The organism is Chryseobacterium sp. SN22 (genome assembly GCF_008329705.1).
In the GTDB taxonomy this organism is placed as follows: Bacteria; Bacteroidota; Bacteroidia; order Flavobacteriales; family Weeksellaceae; genus Chryseobacterium.
Genome location: NZ_VTSX01000007.1, coordinates 101,055 through 121,752, shown reverse-complemented (window position 1 = coordinate 121,752; position 20,698 = coordinate 101,055). Strand labels below are relative to the sequence as shown.

The 20,698-nt window shown below is 40.7% G+C and carries 16 protein-coding genes and 1 tRNA gene; 3 read left to right on the top strand and 14 right to left on the bottom strand.

Features of this window, described 5'->3' with window-relative positions; all coding sequences use genetic code 11:
• Positions 1-8: 8 nt before the first annotated feature.
• Entirely contained in the window at positions 9-914 is a 906-nt protein-coding gene (locus FY557_RS06350; protein ID WP_149246447.1) for a transcription antitermination protein NusB, read from the bottom strand.
• Positions 915-1,004: 90 nt separating this feature from the next.
• On the opposite strand from FY557_RS06350, the gene FY557_RS06345 reads away from it, so the two are divergent.
• A complete protein-coding gene (locus FY557_RS06345) occupies positions 1,005-2,666 on the top strand; it encodes an ABC transporter ATP-binding protein (protein ID WP_149246446.1) in 1,662 nt (553 codons plus the stop codon).
• Between the two features lie 99 nt (positions 2,667-2,765).
• Positions 2,766-3,101, top strand: coding sequence for a DUF3276 family protein (locus FY557_RS06340; RefSeq protein ID WP_002976288.1), 336 nt, complete (start codon positions 2,766-2,768; stop codon positions 3,099-3,101).
• Between the two features lie 124 nt (positions 3,102-3,225).
• Here FY557_RS06340 and FY557_RS06335 read toward each other — a convergent pair whose 3' ends face one another.
• The 13 genes from FY557_RS06335 to FY557_RS06275 form a co-directional block, all read right to left on the bottom strand.
• Positions 3,226-8,259, bottom strand: a complete 5,034-nt coding sequence (locus tag FY557_RS06335; protein WP_149246445.1) for a DUF4132 domain-containing protein — start codon at positions 8,257-8,259, stop codon at positions 3,226-3,228.
• A 26-nt stretch (positions 8,260-8,285) separates the two neighbouring features.
• Positions 8,286-8,720, bottom strand: a complete 435-nt coding sequence (locus tag FY557_RS06330) for a hypothetical protein (RefSeq protein ID WP_149246444.1) — start codon at positions 8,718-8,720, stop codon at positions 8,286-8,288.
• A gap of 300 nt (positions 8,721-9,020) precedes the next feature.
• A tRNA-His gene (locus tag FY557_RS06325) sits at positions 9,021-9,096 on the bottom strand.
• A 35-nt stretch (positions 9,097-9,131) separates the two neighbouring features.
• Complete coding sequence (gene bshB1 / locus FY557_RS06320) at positions 9,132-9,851, bottom strand: bacillithiol biosynthesis deacetylase BshB1 (protein ID WP_149246443.1); 720 nt, start codon at positions 9,849-9,851, stop codon at positions 9,132-9,134.
• Between the two features lie 80 nt (positions 9,852-9,931).
• Positions 9,932-11,584, bottom strand: a complete 1,653-nt coding sequence (locus FY557_RS06315) for a tetratricopeptide repeat protein (protein ID WP_149246442.1) — start codon at positions 11,582-11,584, stop codon at positions 9,932-9,934.
• A gap of 94 nt (positions 11,585-11,678) precedes the next feature.
• Positions 11,679-12,551, bottom strand: a complete 873-nt coding sequence (locus FY557_RS06310; RefSeq protein ID WP_149246441.1) for a PstS family phosphate ABC transporter substrate-binding protein — start codon at positions 12,549-12,551, stop codon at positions 11,679-11,681.
• Positions 12,541-12,738: a C4-dicarboxylate ABC transporter gene (locus tag FY557_RS06305; protein WP_185151666.1), complete on the bottom strand. Its 198-nt coding sequence runs from the start codon at positions 12,736-12,738 to the stop codon at positions 12,541-12,543. Before FY557_RS06305 ends, FY557_RS06310 begins: the two co-directional genes overlap by 11 nt.
• 81 nt (positions 12,739-12,819) lie before the next feature.
• Positions 12,820-13,662 carry an energy transducer TonB gene (locus FY557_RS06300; protein WP_149246440.1) on the bottom strand — a complete coding sequence of 281 codons (843 nt, stop codon included), beginning with the start codon at positions 13,660-13,662 and terminating at the stop codon, positions 12,820-12,822.
• A gap of 24 nt (positions 13,663-13,686) precedes the next feature.
• Positions 13,687-14,262 carry an ExbD/TolR family protein gene (locus tag FY557_RS06295; RefSeq protein WP_149246439.1) on the bottom strand — a complete coding sequence of 192 codons (576 nt, stop codon included), beginning with the start codon at positions 14,260-14,262 and terminating at the stop codon, positions 13,687-13,689.
• Between the two features lie 12 nt (positions 14,263-14,274).
• Positions 14,275-14,883, bottom strand: a complete 609-nt coding sequence (locus FY557_RS06290; RefSeq protein ID WP_149246438.1) for an ExbD/TolR family protein — start codon at positions 14,881-14,883, stop codon at positions 14,275-14,277.
• A 58-nt stretch (positions 14,884-14,941) separates the two neighbouring features.
• Positions 14,942-15,805 carry a MotA/TolQ/ExbB proton channel family protein gene (locus FY557_RS06285; RefSeq protein WP_149246437.1) on the bottom strand — a complete coding sequence of 288 codons (864 nt, stop codon included), beginning with the start codon at positions 15,803-15,805 and terminating at the stop codon, positions 14,942-14,944.
• Positions 15,806-16,046: 241 nt separating this feature from the next.
• Positions 16,047-18,860 carry a leucine--tRNA ligase gene (gene leuS, locus FY557_RS06280; protein WP_149246436.1) on the bottom strand — a complete coding sequence of 938 codons (2,814 nt, stop codon included), beginning with the start codon at positions 18,858-18,860 and terminating at the stop codon, positions 16,047-16,049.
• 180 nt (positions 18,861-19,040) lie between these two features.
• Positions 19,041-19,514 (bottom strand): lipocalin family protein, encoded by a 474-nt coding sequence (locus tag FY557_RS06275; protein WP_149246435.1) that lies wholly within the window; start codon positions 19,512-19,514, stop codon positions 19,041-19,043.
• Positions 19,515-19,714: 200 nt separating this feature from the next.
• Between FY557_RS06275 and FY557_RS06270 the strand changes: the two genes are divergently transcribed.
• Positions 19,715-20,692, top strand: a complete 978-nt coding sequence (locus FY557_RS06270; RefSeq protein ID WP_149246434.1) for an acyltransferase family protein — start codon at positions 19,715-19,717, stop codon at positions 20,690-20,692.
• The last annotated feature ends 6 nt before the right edge of the window (positions 20,693-20,698 follow it).

Here is a 20,698-nt window from a genome sequence, read left to right as displayed (position 1 = left end):
TAAGATATTTATATTCTATTTAAATCTTTACAATACTTATCCAAAATCCCGTTGATAAAGATATTGGAACGGTCTGTTGCAAATACCTTTGCAATTTCGATATATTCGTTGATAATTACTCTTGAAGGCGTAAAAGGAAAATTGTCCAACTCCGCGATCGCTGTCGACAGAATAACTTTATCCATGAGACAAACCCTTTCCAGATCCCAGTTTTCCAGTCTTTCTTCCAGTTTCTTTTCGTTGTTTTCCCAACTGTCCAGAGTGTTTCTCAGCAGCTTCATGGCGAAGGTCTTATCCTCATCGTCTTTAATCATTTTAATTAAAGTGCGGCTTTCTTCATCTTCTTTCAGGAAACCGATGGTCTTCTGTACCATGGAATTCGCGATATGGATATCGTCATACCAGGAAAGTTCCTTGTCTCCGAGATAATCGTGGAAATCATCATTTTCAGCAATATATCTTAAAAATAATTTTCCGATAAATTTCTGGTCGTCTTCAAAAGAATAGCCATCTTCCTTCATGAAATCCTGGTACCGCTTGCCTGCCGTAATTCTCTGGAAAGTTTTTACCAAAAGATCATCATGCAGATCCCATTTCAATTGCTTGTGCTGTCCTGTGAAAAATAACCTTTCCGGATTTTCCTCCAATTTAATTAAAACCTGATTGTTGATGAATTTTTGGTTAGGATTAATATCGGCATCGGTTTTGAGATATTTGTTTTTTCCGATCTCGATCTGGTTTTCGGCCAGTTCTTTCAGGGAAACCAGGAAATTCAGTTCATAGATATAGAGATGATAGATTTTCTCTATGCTGGCGAACATATTTTTCTCTAATACATCAAACTTCACAGGATTCTGGTAATAAGAATACACAGTCTGTACTACTTTTTCACGGATTTGTCGTCTTCCTAACATTCAAAGAGCTTTTTTATGGGTGCAAAGATACAAAATTTAAAATTTATGAAATTCGAAGTCTGATACATTTTCGTAATTTTGTAAAACTTTATGAAAGCGCTAAAAACATTAAACCCATATTTCTGGAAACACAAACTGCTGTTGTTTTGGGGAGTATTATTCATCATTGCCAGCAACTTTTTCAACATCTATAAAGTGCAGTTCGTGGGAAAATCCGTGGACGAGCTTACGAAACACGGGAACCTGGGATTCAACCGGCAGGTTTTGATCTATGTTGCCATTATTGTCGGCTGCTCTTTGCTCACCGGCTTTTTCACCTTCATGATGCGGCAGACTATTATTGTAGCTTCAAGAAGAATTGAATACGAACTGAAAAACAAAATTTACCGGCATTACCAGGATTTATCCTTAACAGATTATAAACAGACCACCATCGGAGATCTGATGAACCGGCTAAGCGAAGACGTCGTAGCGGTAAGGATGTATCTGGGCCCGGGTGTGATGTATGTGGCAAACCTCATCGTTCTGGTGGTTATCACTGCGATTTACATGCTCAAAACGGATGTTTCGATGACGCTCTGGACCTTACTGCCGCTTCCGATTTTATCGTTTGCCATTTATAAGGTAAGCTCGATCATCAATAAAAAGTCGAAGATCATGCAGAAAAGCCAGTCGGGGATTTCCACTTTCGTACAGGATAGTTTTTCAGGGATCCGGGTGGTGAAGTTTTTTGCCAAAGAAAATTATATTAAGAAAAATTACGGGGCGAAAGTTACCGATTACCAGGACAAGGCTCTGGATCTGGCAAAAACGGAAGCCTACTTTTTTACGATTATTTTATTCGTAATCGGTCTTCTGAATGTAGCCATCATCTGGGTCGGCGGCCAGAAATATATTGCCGGGGAATTGAGCATCGGTAAAATTGCCGACTTTTTCATGTACATCAATACCCTGATTTTCCCATTCTCAATGGTAGGCTGGGTAACTTCCGTGAACCAGAGAGCTGAAGCCTCTATGCAAAGGATTAATGAATTTATGGATAAAAAATCGGAGATCGTCAATACCAATTTTGAAAAATACGGCATCAAAGGAGATATTGAATTCAGAAATGTTTCTTACGTGTATCCGAATACCGGAATCCGGGCACTGGACAATCTTAGCTTTACACTGAAAGCCGGAGAATCCATGGCTATTATGGGGAAAACCGGAAGCGGAAAATCTACCATCGCCTTACTTCTGTGCCGACTGATCGATCCTACGGAAGGAGAAATCCTGATCGACGGTAAGAATCTGAAAGAGCATAACCTGGAAAACTACCGGAACGCCATAGGTTATATTCCCCAGGAAAGCTACCTGTTTTCCGATTCCATAGAAAACAATATCGGTTTTGCCATCGACCATCCTTCTCATGAAAAGGTAGTGGAATACGCCAAAATTGCAGATGTCGATAAAAATATCGTGGGATTCAAAGAGCAGTACAATACCATGGTCGGGGAGCGCGGCGTCATGCTTTCGGGAGGACAGAAACAGAGGATATGTATTGCTAGGGCATTGATCAAGGACCCGAATATTATCATTTTCGATGACTCCCTTTCGGCACTGGATACGGAAACAGAACAGAATATTCTTGAAAATATCGACCGTAAAATCCGCAATGCCACCTCCATAATCATCACACACAGAGAGTCTAGCGCCCAGAGAGCCGATAAAATCCTTAACCTAACCGAAATTAACAATTCCATAACTGCATAGCCCATTCATTCACAAATGTTAAATAAATCATAAAAAAAATTTTGTGATTAAAAGAAAACTTTTATATTTGTTCCTAACAAGATTAAAAAATATCTAACAATGAGTGAATACAAGGAACGCCATGAAAATGAAATTTTCACAAAGGTGTTAAAAGCAGGGAGAAGAACTTATTTCTTTGATGTGCGCGAGACGAAAGCAGGAGATTATTATCTTACGATTACCGAAAGCAAAAAGAATTTCGGAGAGAATGGAGAAGCTACATTTGAGAAACACAAAATTTATCTTTATAAAGAAGATTTTAAAAGTTTTCAGGAGATGTTCAATGAATCCACAGATTTCATCATTAATGAGAAGGGCGAGGATGTAATATCGGAAAAACATGACAAAGACTTCAAAAGCAGATCCTATACGATCGATTCTGACGACGAGGTTTAAAAGAATAATTCTAAAAATACAAGCATCTGAAAAAGGATGCTTTTTTTATGTCCGGAAAAAATATTCATTAAAAAAGGCACACCCTAAAGTGCACCTCTTTTAATGATGATCAGTTAAAACAATATTAAAACTCCCTTTTAATCTGCGACAGGATGGTAGGATCCTGGATCTCGTGATCTTTAGCCAACAGAATGACTTTGGATAATACTTCAGCAGATTTCGGATCGTCATCGGCAAAAGGAAGGAACAGTCTTCCCCGGTGCTGTGAATGGACGGGAAGAATCGACAAATACCTTCCGGGAACCTGATGCACCACCGCGCTTCCCAGATGGACGCTGTATTCTGCCATCTGACCTTTTACCAATACGTGTGACCCTTCAACTTTCACATTATCCAGTTTGAATAATCGCACCGTCTCTTTCATCAGGACCGCCCGCATTTCGATGGATGAATGGCTTGCTTCCGGATCTACCCCGCCCGCGTGAGCCACGGAAACCACCAGATCAATATCCCTCATCACTTCGGAAAACAACCTCGGACTGATCTCTTCAAACGGGATGTTTTTGTAGTCTTTTAAGGAATGAAATTCTATGGTCTCTAAGGTCGGGCTTTCTACATCGGCCGGTGAGAACCAGTCTGCCATCGCGTACAGTTTCACCTGGAAGCCTTCTTTATGATAAACCTTCTGCAAACCTTCTTCATAATCCACTTTCCAGCCTCTCGTTTTCAGCAGTGCCAATGCCTGTTTCGGCTGAACCTGATGTCCGGCATAGCGGCGGGATACCGATTTTTCCTGCAGTTCATCCGGCGTCGGAACATAGAGTTCACGGAAAATCTGCTTGAACGGCTGAACTATTTTTTCCTTAAAACAACAATGCTGGAAGTCGCTCCACACGGCGTGCTGGTGCAGGTCTGTACAGTGTGCGATTCTCAGGGTATTGCTTTCGTTCAGTTCATGAATTTCACCCTGGGCATCCACCAGGTTTCCATCATGGAAGAACCCTGTTTTATGATCGTCTGAAATAAATACCAGCTTTTCAAGATGCCTTACGATCACCGGATGTTCGAACAGGTTCCTGATTTCGGAATATAAAAATTCATCTCCGCGGATCATCGCTTCTTCAAGGCCTTTTCTGGAACGGCTCCATTGTTCGCGCATGATCTTGCGGCTGTTTGCCAGTTCTGTGACCGCTTTCTCCTTTTTAATTTTCGGAGGAATGGTTTTTAATTGCTTATCATCCCTGAAAACCACCAATTCTGCTTTTCCGTCGTCCTCAATAATCAGTCCGACGGTGACACCTTCAATGGTAACCTGGGTTTCCTTTGACAAAAGATTCCGGATTTGCCGGGTTTCCATAGCCCAGGTCAGACGGATCGGATCAGGATATCCTGCATTCCTGGCTAAATTCTCCAGAGCTACCCGAATGGCCAGCGCTTCGCTCGCCTGCTTCATCGAGCCGAATTCCCGGCTCTCTTTTTTGAACTGCTGGATGTATTCGTACCGGTTCAGGATATCTTTCTCAGGATTCGTCCTGCTTAAAGGAATGAGCCCGTAAACCCTGAGATAGTCCTGATCCCGCTTATCCTTTATTTTAGCGATCACTTCTTTTATTTTCAAATTCCCCGTCAGCGTATCGGAATAGAGCCTTGCCCTGCGGTGACCGTTCCCGTCAGAAATGTATTTCGCGGAATCATACAGCATTTCCCAGCGTGTTTTCCCTAATTCTTTGTAGGCTTTTATAAACCAGTCTTTATCTACGGCACCGTCTTTAAATTCCTGGATATCCACAGAGGAATACTTGGCCACCTCGCTTTCAAGACCTGAATTCTGTGCTTCATAGGCACCTGTCTTGGTATGGGCATGCATCCACCAGATGGCAGAATCCAGACCTTTCCACCCTAAATAATTACTGATCAGTTTCTGCCACTGCGGGGCATATACGGCAGCCTGAACCAGGCGGAGCTCTGAAATCTGCTCCTTTTTCATCATTTCATTGAATGATTCCTGGGTATCAGTTTCAAGCGGATAGCATTTTGATAACAGGTAAGAAAACAGCTTTTGTCTGGTCATGCTTTCATTTCCATAGCTGTAGATGTAGTTGGCATACAGATTCGTTTTGCCCAGACCTTTCAGGATCTGCACAAACCGCTTCGCCCCGTAAATGGATTGGAATTTCTCAACAAAATGAGAGACCGGCGTACCGGCATCACCACGGATCAATTCGACATCGAGGAACTTATTCTGTATTTCTTCAACAACAGGTTTCAGAAACGGGAATTTTTCATAATACTTTTTGCTGTGATGGTAAGAAGGCAGCACCGTAAGATCCTTTATTGCGCTATCCGCGGTTAAAACTCCTTCATACAGTTCATTTCCGGTAATCAGGCCCAGTTCGTAAGCCCTGGCGAAAAGAGAGACATCCGGAGCAGTATACGGGATATTTTCCCGAAGACCGTTAAACTGCATCCAACGATGGAGGTTCCATACTTTTACAAGCTGTCTGTCATTCAGCTGCTGATAGGGCATTGCCTGCAAAAAGACCGTAAAGAAATGCTGCTGCTGCCATCCGTCGCCGCTGCGCCCATAATAATATTCGTTCTGTTTTGATTTATAATTAATGATTTCTTCAGGAAGATGGGCAAACAAAGTACTGCAGGCATCGATCAGGAAGTCGGCTTTTTCTTCAAAAACAAATTTTTGCTGCAGGGAATACAGTATCGTAATCAGCGGATTGTTCCAGGAGTACGTATTCTTTGTCGGATTAGGAATGATTTCCTTATAGTAAAAGACATACTTTTCTAAAAAATCCCTGAATTTTTTCCGGTCGCAGCTTTCGGCAAGCGTTAACAAGAACAAATCCCGCGGCTGTAGGTCGGAATCTTTGTACCATTGTTCCCAAACCTGATGCAGAGGATAATTTTCTGCCAGCTGAAGCCCCGTAAAACCATCTGTATTCCTTTTGATCTGGCGGAAATTATTGCCGATCAGTTCTTTGACCATCGCTCCTTCCCAGTTTTCCGTCTCATACTCATACTCTTTATAACTGAGGAATAGGTTATTCAATTTAATCAGTTCTTTTTTAATGTAATCCAGTGACCGGGTAAATCCGTACGGGTCATTTTCTGTAGCCTTCGCATAGACGGAACCGGCTTCCACTTCCGGTAATTTATACTCCGACACTTCGGCAGGATTGTAAAAACCATACCCGTTTTCTGCAGAAAGAATTTTTCTGTCTGCCGATGGCCTGAGCTGATCCAACAACCCCTGCTCCCTTTCTGAAATTTTTGCTTTTCCCGAATAGTGCTGAAGCCACCGATTGATCTGTTCCGGCATCCTGTCATTTTTGCGAAGCTGGAGCATCAGGTCCAATGAAGCCGTTCTCTGCTCAATATCCCCTTTGGTAATCATTTCGTTGATTAAAGGAATGAGTACCGGGTCTTCCTGTTTGATCATCAATCCGATCAGCTTCTGACGAAGGATTCCGCCTTTCCTTTTAAAGAGGTCGTAGAAAGTCATCACTTCATCTTTATCCAGAGGATTCTGCTGCAGGACATTGATTCCCGAAGCCACTAAAGATTCTCCGCGGTCCTTAATGATTTTAAAGGCAAATTCTTTCTGAAAAGGCGTAACCTGCTTATCCTTTTGTTCAAAATTATATGAATACGAGTAACAGTAAAAGTCGTTCAGAATATTTCTGGTCAGCTGTTCCCGCAGGGTCAGGTCAAACTGATCGAAATAAGACAATACCAGATCAAGCTTGTTATGGTCCTCTCCTACGAGATAAAACATGGAAGCGTAGAGATCACTTTTTCTAAAGGTTGCATTCTGCCATGAGAAAACCTTTCCTTCGAATTTTGTTTCTTTAGCCGCTATTCTTTGGGTCAGCTCATGAAGCTTTTCGAAGAAGCCGGGATAATCCGGGTTACCGATGTAAAATTTAGATTTTGCGTTTACCGCCAGCAAATCGCTCATGGCTCTTCCGGCAAATGCCAGAACCTGCGGATCGCCTTGCTGTACTACTTTATAATAAACCGGCATCTGAATGTAAGGATCCCCGGTTTCTATGGCGAATTTTACGGCCAGGCATTTTTTCTCCACATTTCCTTTATCGAGCAGGCCATGTAAACAGGGAACCGTCTGCTCTACATCCCAGACGCCCTGCACCCAAAGTGCCATATACACCTCATTATTGTTTTTGCTGAGCACCGCTTCGGAAATCTCATCCGGGTTTTTGAAATACCGGTTGGCCAGTGAAACTATATTTTTCACCACTGTTTCTTTTTCAGACTCCCATCCCAAGCCCGTCCAGGTTCCGATCGCCCGTACAACCGATGAAAACCGTGTCAGTTGATTTTCCCCGATCACCTTCATCATGTACTGTAACGCCTGCGTATTGGTTTCATCCAAAGATTCCAGAATGGTCTGCCGCAGCCCTTCCTGCCTTTGCGCCGCCAGCAGGAGTTTTTCCACAAGTTCCCAGCACCTTTGCTGCTCACTGTTCAGCAGTGCACGGATGATGCCCGGGGATACTTTTCCTTCCGGATGCTTGTTGAAAACAATATCTTCAATCAGCTGATAGATCTCTTCATTTCCCGTATCAATGGCTGCCGACCAGAGATAAAACCGGCTCCCGTTACCGAACAGCTGGCTGTCGTAAATGATTTGCTCTTCCAGGGACAAATCATAATACTGGGTACCGGAACCATAAGCATACAGACTGGGCGGCTCCAGTAAATTTCTTATTAAATTAATCTGATTAAGCAACGTGAACCGCTCATTATTGGGAGCCCGGAAAGAGCGGCGTTCATACCCTGTCTGGTACATTTTGTGAGGCATTTTATTCCAGGCATATTTTGCCAGTTCGGCATAATCGCCGAAGAAGTACACCAATAAGTCGAAATAACCTCTGTCTTCCCAGATATTGCGCGTGCTATATTTTTTTATTTCTTCAGCTTCAGGAGACCCCAACGTAATTTCTCCGTAACTGTCCTTTTTTTTAAGAAGCAGCAGTCCGAATTCGGCAATTTCCTTTTTTAATTTGGGCCTGGAAAAGAGTTTGGACAATACTCCTTTTTCAGCCTGATTTTTCAGTCCGTTTTTTAAATTCCTGTGATAATCGACAATTTTCTTCGATTTTAGTTTTTCGCTGATTTCCATAGTTTCTGTGGTTTAGTATTGATGAATTACCAGTAGCTCCCTGCCAGAAATGTAAGCCTGATGAATGTGAAAACAGGTTTGGTACTTAGATCGATGGTTTGGGTAAGCTTTTCAAGCTGGGTTTCGCCGCAAAAAACAGCAAACATGCCGTCTTCAAAAGCCTGGAGGGCATTTTCCTGAGCTTTCTGCAAATCGGCTCTTTTCTCATTGTAGATGCTGCCGAATCCCACCTTTCCGGTATCAGTTAAAATATTCAGGTAATTTTCAAGCGGTGTCTGAGTACGGTCCTGATCTTCCTTTTCAAAAGATTTTGCATTGAATGCTTCGACCTGCTGCTGAACGATCCGCTTTAAAAGCTGCTCCAGGGAAATTGAATTTTCATGATGATCGATTTCAAGATGCTGTTCCGAAAGCACAGGATGTTTCCTGCCCAGTTGCTTTACCGTAACCTTTATTTCCATATATTCTGAGATTGTGTTTTTAAAAATAGGAAAATATTTTTTGCTGTGGGATCTTCTGTTTTCAAAGGTTTCTAAGCATAAACGGAATTCATAGCCCCGATTGCAGTGAAAATCCTTTTTTGAAAAAAAAGATTGTAACGGAAAGCGGGAAAAAGCTCCAAAAATAAAATATGGATAAAAATCAAAAATTTATGGAAAAAATAAAGATTGTTTTTTATGAGAATGCTTGCTGCTATCTAACAGTCTATCAGCAAGGCTGTAAATGAAAAAAGTACACTTTTAGAAAGTGTACTTTAATTTGGGTGAATGATGGGTCTCGAACCCACGACCTTCGGAACCACAATCCGACGCTCTAACCAACTGAGCTACAATCACCGTTTTGTGAGTGCAAATATAGGAAAGATTTTTTAATTACCAAACAATTCCATCAAAATTTTTCAAAGCAATTAGCTTCTCAGACGTAAATCCCTCAGCATAAGTCACTCCCGAAAGCCTTCCTAAATCCTGTGCGCGGTACGTCAGGCTCTCGAAAAAGTCTTTTGAGGTAATCGGCGTTTGGGGTTCTGTGGATTTCGGATCATAGAACTGGGTTTTGAAAGCCATGCAGGCAGCAATCTTCTGATCCAGATGTTCTGAGATATCAATTACGAATTCCGGTTCAATATTTTTCCACTGAATGTAATGAAAAATATGCTTCGGTCTCCAGACTTCCTGGTTCTCCCCATCCAAAACCGTTTCGATTTTTCTCAGCCCAGCTAAAAAACACGCATCCGATACTAATTTCGCTCCTTTTGCATGGTCCGGGTGTCTATCATCAATGGCATTTGCCAAGACGATTTCCGGCCTGTATTTGCGGACCATTTTTACGATTCTCATCTGGTATTCTTCAGAATTTTCTAAAAACCCGTCTTTCATGCCAAGGTTCTCCCTTGCTGAAACGCCCAGAATTTTAGCTGAATCTGCTGCTTCGGCCTTTCTCGTCTCTTCTGTTCCCCGGGTTCCCAGTTCTCCTTTTGTAAGGTCAACGATCACACAGGTTTTTCCTTCAGATACCATTTTGGCAATGGTTCCGCCGCATCCCAGTTCCACATCATCAGGATGTGCCCCAAAAGCAAGTATATCTGTTTTCATATTTCCAAAGATAAGATTAAAATAAAAACTTCCCAAACGTAAAGAATGGGAAGTGTATTATCTATAATTTAAAAATTAAATTATTTGTTGATTTCTGCATTCAGTTTTACAGCATCCTGATAAGTAGGATCCAGTTGAACGGATTTAGCTACATATTCTTTAGCTTTTGCAGGATCTGAATCTTTATTCATATAAGCTACAGCAAAATAAGCATAAGCTAAAGTTTGCTTGTTAGCTTCCTGTTCAGCCGGTTTTACCGTAGTGATGAATTTCTCATAAGCCATTTTTGCCGCGTCGTTATTTCCAGCCTGTTGGTAAGAATAGCCTAAGCTGTAATATCCCGGTGCCCAATCAGGTAAAAGGGCATTCATTTTCTGCCATGTCATGATTGCTCCGTTCCAGTTTTTCGCTTCCTGATAAGCCGTTGCCAACTTGAACAGGGAATCTGAATCCTGAGCATTGGCCGCCACTTTTTGCTTAAGACCTTCGATAGTAGGATTGGTAGGACCGGCATCTACATCAGCCTGGGAAGCTCCGCCTCCACCGGCAATTTTCACCAACTCCATATCCCATTTCAAAGTTTCGTCTTTAGCTGCTTTCGCGATCGCTACTTTTTGCTGAGCCTCCGTCATCAAGGCTGTCTTTTTAGCTGCATCAGTCTCTGTTTTTGCCAGGCCAGCGGCAATTAACCCCTGCAATCCCTGGTCTGCAGGCTGAACTCTTGTTTTCTCGGCCTGAGAAGTAAAGCTGTCTATATTTTGTTTGGCTTCTGCATATTTCCCGTCAGCATATAATTGATAAGCTCTTAATTTGAATTTGATCGGATCGTTGATCTTATCAAAGATCTTATCCAATACCTGTTTGGAGTTTGCGTAATCTTCATTGGTAAAATAAAGTTTAGCAATTTCCAGTTGCGTGTAAGGATCTTCATCCGCATATTTTGTATAGTTGATCAAATCCTGAGTTGCTTTCGCATTTTGCTGGTATCTGATATCGTAGGCAGCTAGTGCCTTATATGCAGGGGCATAAGTAGGATCGGTAGCAATTGCTTTATCGATACTTGTTTTCGCCTGCTGCCATTGCTGCGCAGCCATCCAAAGCGTACCGATTCTTGTATATACCGATGCTTTGTTTTTTGCTAACGGAAGGGCTTTATCATAAGCGGTCATAGCATCTCCAGGCATTCTTTTCAAACGGTAAGCATCCCCTAAAGTATAGTAGTAATAAGCAGGAACACCTTTTTTCTCTGCTCTTTCGATAGCCTTATTCAAAAACTGGATAGCAAGATCCGGAGAGTTATTCTTCTCGAATAAAGTTAATGCTTCGGCAGCTCTGAAAAGTACTTCCGCATCTTTCTCCCTGGAATCCGATACAATCTTCTGTATTTCAGCCACTGCATTCTTATCTCCTTTACCAAGCTTTACGGTAGCAAGACCTAATTTATTCAGGTAGCTTTTGCTGTCTGCTGCAAGACCCTTGTTAAAATTATCGGTAGCAGCTGTATAATCAGGTTCTCCCTGTTTCAAATATGTATTTCCTAAGTAGAAATAGTTTTCAGCAGTTGGCGCTGAAGCGATCATGTTCGTAAAATTAGTTTTTGCCTGAGCATATTTATCGCTATCTACGCTGTTGATCCCGTCCTGTACGGTCTGCGCAAAGGCAAAGTTGGTAAAAAACACCACTGCTGCTCCAAAGGCAATCTTCTTTACATTCATATTCATTATATCTTTCATTTTATAATTCAAATCTAAATTTCGATTTATATTTACACAATTTCCAGACCAAAATACTATAATTATTTTGGTTAAAGGATTAATTTAATACTTTTTAACGCATCTGCACTTCTCTCCTATACAGGTTATAAGGCTGTAATCCTTCTTTCTGAACAATCATCTGCCCAAGCTGTGTGCAGGAATACCGTATGAATCCGTTGGCGATATTAAAGTTGCCTTCATTTGTTAAAAAATACAAAATTCTGGTAAAGGGATAATTCATTTTCCGGAGGTTTTCATAATCTGTATTGTATAATTTTCCGTTGCTTTCAACAGGAAGAATCTTTACCATACTTCTTAACTGCTCAGATTCTTTATCATACGGGCGGCTGAAAGTATTCAATCCAATCACCCCTATTTTGTCAGGGTATTTATTTAACTCTTCGATAATATTTTTATTGCCCGGAATGACGGAAAATTTTAAATCTTTAGGCTGTTTTTTGAGCTTTTGCGCAACAAAGTTCAAATTGCTTGAATTGGCCCCGTCGAAAATAAATTCTTTGTTTTCAGACTGCATCCCTCTATTTATTTCGTCAATCGAAATACTTTCTCTGGTAGAATTTTTAGGAACAATGAAAATTACGGCATCCGCAGCAAACCGGGCCGGTAAAAAATTACGGTCAACGCGCTCTTTGTAAGTCTTCATTTCTTCAGGAGAGAGATCCCTAGACATAACAACAATTCTTGCTTTATCATTCAATAAATCAAGAAACCCAAGGTCTTCTTTCTTCGTAGAAACTTTAATCTTTGTTTCCGGATAATTGATCATATACCCTTCTGCCAGAGCTTCGGTAACACTTCTGAACGATTCATCCGTAAGAATCGTCATTTCCCCTTTATGGTAAGAGGGCGATTTATCTTCGTTTTTACAACCTATTGTTATAACACTAAGAAAAAACAGCATTATTACTGTAATCCTATTCTTCATTCCCTGAATTTTTAATTCTTGTAACCGCTCTGTAAATTCTGAAAATTCCGTAAAGGATCAGAAGTGCACCCAATGCGTAGGCAACGCCCGGTTCCAGTACGGTAAAGAAAAATTTGTAAAAAATTACAACACCTCCCAGAACGATATAAAACAATCCCGTAATGAGGGATAACCAATTGAACATCATCTAACAAAAATACCAAAAAAAATAAAAAGAGAAGCATAAGCTTCTCTTTTTTCATATTATTTAAAAGATAGATAACATTAATTATCCTTCAAAATTCATCGTCAGCGGTAATCGGAATCGGTAACGTACAGACTGGCCGTTAATTTTAGCCGGCGTCCATTTGTTTTTAATCGATTTGATGGTCCTGATCGCTTCAGAGTTGAAATCGGAATTTCCTCCAGACGCTTTTACATCGGTAATACTTCCATCCCTTTCTACTACGAAAGTAATCTCCGTTTTTACCGTACCTTCATCCCCGTTCATCGCAGAACCGTCGAAGTTACTTGAAACTTTGTTACGGAATGCATTAATACCTCCAGGGAATTCTGCTGTCTGCTCTACCTCGGTATATACCTGATTTTCATTAACCTGAGGTTTAACCTCTGCAGTTGATGTTCTTGTACCGGTAGATGGCGGTGGCGGCGGTGGGGTATAAGCCGGAGCCTTTACCCCTTCCTGATTGGTTAAACCAGTCGTCGTTTCCAACTGCTTGGAGATCGGCGGCGGTGGCGTTTCAATTTTCGGAGCTTTTACAGGCTCAGGAACTACATTTTGAATCACCTCGATTTTTTCCTCTTCTTTTGGCGGAGGTGGTGGAGGTGGTTCTTCTTCTTTTGGCTGCTCAATAATTTTATCTTCCTGCAGAATCTCTACCAAGTCTGCCTTCACCTCCTGTTTAGGTGGTTCAGTAAGCCTTTTAATGGTAAGATAAATAAATGGAGACAAAGCAGCCACCAGGAATAATGCGGTTCCAACGATAAAAGATTTCGTCAGAAGTTTTGGATACTGATGTCTTAAATCGTAAGCGCCATATTCCTTGTTTCTATTTTCAAATACAATTTCGTCTAAAGTAAGATTAGAATTGTATACATTTTCATTTGCCATAGATTTACAATTTTATGGTTTAAGTTACTTTGTAGCCGGTGCAGCAGCTGCCGCTCCGGAATTACCAACTTTTTTATCGTAAATAGCTTTCTCCCAAGGCTTCAGATCGGTAACCCCATACTGCTCACTTTTGGTGATGGCCATTTCGTCAAGAATATCTACAAAGTTTTTGTATACAGCATCGTCAGTCGGTTTGATAATCACCGTAAATTTGGTTTTATCTGCCGCGTTTGCTTTTGCCTGCTCAATCACCTTTCTGATTCCTTCTCTATCAAAAGTCGTTTCGTTAAGATTCTGGTCTGTCAGGGAAGTATTATCCTGCTGGTGCCAGAAAATCTTATTGTCTTTTCCTAATAATAAAGAAATAGAATTTGAAAGTTTAATTTCAGTCGGAGGTGGTTTTTGTTTTTCATCTTTCGGTTTTGCCGGAAGACCCAAATCCATCACATTCGGTTTAGAGAATGTAGTTGTGAACATAAAGAAGGTAATCAATAGAAAACCCAAGTCCACCATCGGAGTCATATCGACTCTGGTACTCTGTTTCTTGGAACGTACTTTGCCGCCTTTGGCGCCTTTTTCCTGTACTTGTACTTCTGCCATTTCTAAATGATATTATTCATTAGGTTTACCTTCTTGTGATGTAATCAACCAAAATTTAAGAAAATCAATATCTCTTAAACCCTCAAATAAGCTTTTAACTTTAGGATATTCAGTAGTAACGTCACCTTTAATCGCCAATTTATATTCAGGATTAACGGCTAAACTTTCTTTTACCCAATCTACTAATTGCTTATTTGTACTATCCATAGGAATCCCGGAAGGACTCTTGAAATTCTTCTGCTCGTCATCTGGCAAATCAAGATAGCTTTTCAGCTGGTTCATAGGAACGCCGATAGCCTGTACTTTTTGGAATGCAGCTTTTTCATTATTGTCAAAAGTAACCCCGTACTTTTTACCCATATTGTCTAAAAGCTGTAATCTTTCTGATGCATTTTCTACCGGCTGGAAATAAAATTTTCCGTCCGGAGTAGCGTTGATGGTCATCAAGCTGGCATCAGGAAGTAACTTCTCTGATATTGAAGATGGCGGTTTGATCTGCTCCACGTCAGGTTTTTTAAACTGAGTGGTCAAGATAAAGAATGTAAGCAGCAGGAACGCAACGTCACACATTGCCGTCATATCCGTCACTACTCCATGTCTTTTTGGTTTGACTCTCGCCATTGTTATTAATAATTTTTAATTAAACTTCTTTTTACGTATACAAATTCTTTGCTGATTCTTAGTTGAATTCAGCGAAAGACTGCTGGATGCTCATAGCGATCTCATCGATCTTATAAGTTAATCCGTCGATTTTAGAAGTAAAGTAATTATAAAGGATGATAGCGATTGCTGAAGTACCGATACCTAAAGCCGTGTTGATCAAAGCCTCGGAGATACCTGTAGAAAGTGCAGCAGCATCCGGAGTACCACCTCCTGAACCTAATGCGAAGAACGCCTTGATCATCCCGATTACCGTACCTAAAAGTGCTACTAACGTTGCAACGGTACCTAAAGTAGAAAGGATCATCATGTTTTTCTCAAGCATTGGCATTTCAAGAGTAGTCGCTTCCTCGATTGCTTTATTCAGCGCTACCATTTTCTGCTCTTTGTTAAGCGTCGTGTCATGAGATAAAGCTTTGTAAGTCGTAAGACCTTCTCTTACTACATTACCTACAGAACCTTGTTGTCTGTCGCACTCTTCTAAAGCTTCGTCAATTTTGTTCTGGTTAAGTAAGCTTCTTACCTGAATAACGAAATTGTCTAAGTTTCCTTTTCCTGCAGCTCTGCCTAAAACCATTGCTCTTTCAATAGAGAATACGATTACGGTAAGCATGAAGGTAATAAGGATCGGTACGATAACACCCCCTTTGTAGATAATACCTAAGAACGACTCTGGGTGAATGTCTTTTCCTTCCACATCCGAGAAAGCTACAGATCCTGCACCAAGCTTGTCTGCATCTTTAAAGTTTCCTGGGCTACCCAAAACGAATAAATAAATACAAATTCCTATTGCAAAGATGATAGGAATAATAATAGCCGGGTTTAAACCTCCCGATTTTCTAGCAATTACTTGCTCATCATTTTTTGAAACATTCATTTCCATATTTAACTAAATTATATTGTTTTAAAAATTTTACAAGATGTAAATTAAAGGCAAAAATAATTAAAATGCAAGAGTCTTAAATAAACATTTTGCTTTTTTTTGATAACAAAATTTTAATACAATTCCGATATTATAATTATTTTCTCTTTTTTTGGCAATATTTTTTAATTTCAGCTTTTACATTAAAAAGTTAAAAAAATTCAGCCTTCATTTTTTTTAAATTGCCAATGTTAAATTTTATTTAAATTACTATATTCACAATTCTGTGAGGCACCACAATGATTTTCTTTGGAGTCGTGCCTTCTAAAATCTGCAGCATTTTTTCATCTTTTAATACCACATCTTCCACTTCTTTTGCCGTAAGCTGAGCGGAAAGCGAAATTTTAAACTTCATTTTACCGTTTACACTTACCGGGTACTGGATTTCGTCTTCTACCAGGTAATCTTCATTCAGTACCGGGAATTTTTCGAACTCAATCGATTCCTTATTTCCAAGTAAGTTCCAAAGCTCTTCACAGATATGCGGTGCATATGGAGAAATGATAACGGCAAGAGGTTCCAAAATATTGCGTTTGTTGCATTTTATTTTCTGAAGTTCGTTTACCGCGATCATAAATGATGAAACGGAGGTATTGAAAGAGAAGTTTTCAATGTCGTAAACTACCTTCTTTATTAAAGTATGCAAAACTTTATATTCCGCTTTCGTCGGTTCGTCGTCAGAAACTTCAAAAACCTCACCATTAAAATATAAATTCCAGAATTTTTTCAAAAATCCATATACTCCGCTTAATCCTTGCGTATTCCATGGCTTGGATTGCTCTAAAGGTCCGAGGAACATTTCATACAATCTTAAACCGTCTGCTCCGTACTCTTCACAGATATCATCCGGGTTTACCACATTGTATTTTGATTTGGACATTTTCTCAACTTCACGGCCGGTAATGTATTTTCCGTCTTCCAAAATAAATTCCGCATCTGCATAATCCGGCCTCCAGGCTTTGAAAGCTTCCGTATCCAGTTCGTCGGAGGTTCCTTTTAATAAAGATACATCCACATGGATCTGCTGAGTCTGATATTCTTTCGCTAAATTTTTGGATACATACTGATTGGTACCGTCGATTCTATACACAAAAGCACTCATCCCCAAAATCATCCCTTGGTTAATCAACTTTTGGAAAGGCTCGTTATGACTGATATATCCTCTGTCCTTTAAAAACATATTCCAGAAACGGGAATACAGTAAGTGGCCGGTCGCATGCTCGCTTCCGCCGATGTATAAATCCACCTGTCCCCAATAATCAGCAAGCTCTTTCTTTACAAATACGGAATCGTCATTCGGATCCATGTATCTCAGGAAATACCATGAGCTTCCTGCCCAACCGGGCATTGTTGACAACTCCAATGGCAAAATGGTTGTTCCATTAATCAAATCTGTATTCACGACTTTTTGGCTGATTTCATCCCAGGCAAATGTCTTTGCATTCCCCAACGGCGGATCCCCGTCTTCGGTCGGTAAATATTTTTCAACTTCCGGAAGTTCCAGCGGCAATGCAGAAACCGGTAAAGTATACGGCATTCCATCCTTATAATATACAGGAACCGGTTCTCCCCAATATCTTTGTCTCGAGAAAATCGCGTCCCGCTGTCTGTAGTTGGTGGTTCCGTGGCCGATCGCTCTTTTTTCAATAGCAGAAATAATCAGTGCTTTGGCATCATTATAATTAAGTCCGTTTAAGAAATCAGAATTTACACATACCGAATCTTTGGAATCAAAAGAAGCTTCCTGAACATTCTCGTCCGTCTCCACTACTTTCTTGATTTCAAGATTAAATTTCTTTGCGAAACGGTGGTCGCGTTCATCGTGTGCCGGAACAGCCATTACCGCTCCGGTTCCATAACCCATCAGCACATAATCTGAAATGAAAACCGGCATTCTCTCGTTGCTGAAAGGATTGACCGCATAGCTTCCGGTAAATGCACCGGAAACATTTTTCACATCCGACATTCGATCCCTTTCGGTTTTCTTGGAGGTTTCCTCGATGTAGTTTTCGATTTCCGCTTTTTGGGCTTCCGTTGTCAGGGTTTCAACCAATGGATTCTCAGGAGCCAGCACCATGAAGGTGGCACCGAAAATTGTATCAGGCCTTGTGGTGAAAACTTCCACCGTTTCACTCTGTCCTTCGACACTGAATTTAACCTGTGCGCCCTGAGATTTCCCGATCCAGTATTCCTGGGAATCTTTCAGAGGCTGCGGCCAGTCGAGTGTTTTTAATCCCTGTAGCAATCTTTCGGAATACGCAGAAATCCTCATGCTCCACTGCATCATTTTTTTCTGGAAAACAGGGAATCCCCCCCGTTCGGATTTTCCGTCCTTTACCTCATCATTCGCCAGAACTGTTCCCAACGCCGGGCACCAGTTCACAGTTGTTTCCGCCCGGTAAGCCAGACGGTAGTTCAGAAGGATGTCCTCTTTATCTATGCTGGAAGCAGCGTTCCATTCTTCTGCCGTGAAATCAAGTTCCTCATTCTGGTTGGCATTCAGCCCTGCCGTTCCTTTTGTTTCGAAATGCCGGATCAGCGTTTCAATGGGTTCGGCTTTATCGGTATCTTTATTATACCATGAATGGAACAACTCAATGAAAATCCACTGGGTCCATTTATAATAAGAAGCATCAGAAGTTCTCACTTCACGGCTCCAGTCGAAAGAGAAACCGATTTTTCTCAGCTGCTCTTCATATCTTGTAATGTTTTGCTCGGTCGTAATTGCAGGGTGCTGTCCGGTCTGGATGGCATACTGCTCAGCAGGAAGTCCGAAACTGTCGTAGCCTACCGGGTGAAGTACATTGAATCCCTGATGCCTTTTGTATCTCGCATAAATATCGGAAGCAATATATCCCAGCGGATGGCCTACGTGAAGCCCTGCCCCGGAAGGATACGGAAACATATCGAGAACATAAAACTTAGGTTTATCTGTGCTGTCGGAAGTTTTATACGTTTGATGGTCTTCCCAGTATTTCTGCCACTTTTTTTCTATCTGCTGATGATCGTAAAACACTTTTATTATAGATGTTAGATGTTAGACTTTTGAAATCGGATTAATCGGATCAATTCCTTATTCAAGATTCACAAAAATAATGATTTTAAAAGAAATGTAAATTTAATTTTGAATTAAATCTCCAAAACGAAAAAATCCCGTCTTGTGACAGGATTTATATGTTGGTAATGATTCAGATTATTACTGAGGAATTCTCTTGAACGTATACGTTTCAGAATGGAATTCAGTCGGGTCCGATTTATCCTCGAACATAATATTCAGGGAAGTATCGCTGATGCTGATAATTTTCCCCTGATCCGGCTGTACGATTCCCTGGTATTTGATCTGTATTGCTTTGCTGCTTTTATCGTAGGTATAGCTGAAAGTTCTGTCGAAAGTCGGTGTACAGGTTCCCGGCGTGGAGCTGTCTCCCATATCTTTTCTTTTTCCGGCAGTTCCTGAAGAGAAAGTCCATCTTGATGTTTTCTGACAAGTCGTATCAAAAAGAATAGCATCGGAAACAGGATCTTCTCCTATAGCTACCGTGGTTACTACTTTTTTCATCGGCTGCCAAACGCCTACCAGCGGAGCTTCCATTACTTCCGTGGTATCGTCGTTACAACCTGTTGCTACGAATAATGACAAACCTGCAAATAATAATGCTAATTTCTTCATGTATCAAATTTTTCAAGGGCTAAAATTATGATTTATTTATATTATTATACAATATTTTTGAAAAAATATTATTAAATTTTATCATTTCCTGTTTAGGGATATTGTAAAATCTTTTAAATGACCTTTATTTAATAAACATTCCTCGGCAGGAAGCCGTCTCTATTCTGCGAAAAAAACTATTTTTGCACAAAACAGTGCAAATGCAAGACCTTACGAAAAATAATTTTGATTTTATCCGTGTTCTCCTTGCCTTTATCGTTTTCGTCGGGCATCTGGGTGCGTTGAGTGCATCCCCCGAACTTAAAATTTTTGAGAACAGTCCTGTGGAAATCGCCGTTTTCGGATTTTTTGTAGTCAGCGGCTTCCTGATTGCCAGGAGCTATGAACGGTCTTCCAGTTTGAAAAGCTACATTAAGAAAAGAATCCGGAGAATTGTTCCGGCTTATCTGCTGGTCGTCTTTCTCTGTGCTATTTTATTAAGTCTCGTAAGCACCTATCCTTTCAGGGAATATTTCAGCAATATTCAGGTATACAAATACCTGTTCTGGAATTCCATATTCCTCAATTTCAAAGCGCCCTGGCTTCCCGGTGTATTCGGCAACCAGGCCGTCAACGGCGCGTTGTGGACCCTGAAAATAGAAATGAGCTATTACTTCTCTGTCCCGCTGCTTTTCCTTCTTTTCGGCAAGAACAACAAATACCGGAACATCAGTTTACTTATTGTCTACTTCCTGTCATTGGTGTATCTCAATTATTTTGAATTGCTGGGTAAGATTTCAATGGCCAAACAGCTTCCGGGAACCCTGTCTTATTTTATTCCGGGAATGCTGATTTATTTTAATTTTGACTGGTTCATCAAACATAAACACACCCTTTTCATCATTGCCATCCTTACGGTATGGATCGATCTGGTCCTAAATATCCAATTCTTTTCACCGATGATGATCGGAATTATCGTGCTGTATGTTGCTTATTCCCTTAAGTTCCTGAACAATTTCGGGAAGTACGGTGATTTTACCTATGGCATTTATATTTTTCACTTCCCGATTATCCGGACCTTTACCACACTAGGTCTTTTTAAAGATTATAACCCTTATCTGATGGCCGTGGCCTGTATGCTGGTGGTGATTGCCGTAGGGGTAAGTTCGTGGCATTTTTACGAGAAAAAATTTCTATAACCCATT

Coding starts and splice junctions, on each gene's coding strand:
- FY557_RS06350 (WP_149246447.1), bottom strand. CDS start 914: ATGTTAGGAAGACGACAAATCCGTGAAAAAGTAGTACAGACTGTGTAT.
- FY557_RS06345 (WP_149246446.1), top strand. CDS start 1,005: ATGAAAGCGCTAAAAACATTAAACCCATATTTCTGGAAACACAAACTG.
- FY557_RS06340 (WP_002976288.1), top strand. CDS start 2,766: ATGAGTGAATACAAGGAACGCCATGAAAATGAAATTTTCACAAAGGTG.
- FY557_RS06335 (WP_149246445.1), bottom strand. CDS start 8,259: ATGGAAATCAGCGAAAAACTAAAATCGAAGAAAATTGTCGATTATCAC.
- FY557_RS06330 (WP_149246444.1), bottom strand. CDS start 8,720: ATGGAAATAAAGGTTACGGTAAAGCAACTGGGCAGGAAACATCCTGTG.
- bshB1 (WP_149246443.1), bottom strand. CDS start 9,851: ATGAAAACAGATATACTTGCTTTTGGGGCACATCCTGATGATGTGGAA.
- FY557_RS06315 (WP_149246442.1), bottom strand. CDS start 11,584: ATGAAAGATATAATGAATATGAATGTAAAGAAGATTGCCTTTGGAGCA.
- FY557_RS06310 (WP_149246441.1), bottom strand. CDS start 12,551: ATGAAGAATAGGATTACAGTAATAATGCTGTTTTTTCTTAGTGTTATA.
- FY557_RS06305 (WP_185151666.1), bottom strand. CDS start 12,738: ATGATGTTCAATTGGTTATCCCTCATTACGGGATTGTTTTATATCGTT.
- FY557_RS06300 (WP_149246440.1), bottom strand. CDS start 13,662: ATGGCAAATGAAAATGTATACAATTCTAATCTTACTTTAGACGAAATT.
- FY557_RS06295 (WP_149246439.1), bottom strand. CDS start 14,262: ATGGCAGAAGTACAAGTACAGGAAAAAGGCGCCAAAGGCGGCAAAGTA.
- FY557_RS06290 (WP_149246438.1), bottom strand. CDS start 14,883: ATGGCGAGAGTCAAACCAAAAAGACATGGAGTAGTGACGGATATGACG.
- FY557_RS06285 (WP_149246437.1), bottom strand. CDS start 15,805: ATGGAAATGAATGTTTCAAAAAATGATGAGCAAGTAATTGCTAGAAAA.
- FY557_RS06275 (WP_149246435.1), bottom strand. CDS start 19,514: ATGAAGAAATTAGCATTATTATTTGCAGGTTTGTCATTATTCGTAGCA.
- FY557_RS06270 (WP_149246434.1), top strand. CDS start 19,715: ATGCAAGACCTTACGAAAAATAATTTTGATTTTATCCGTGTTCTCCTT.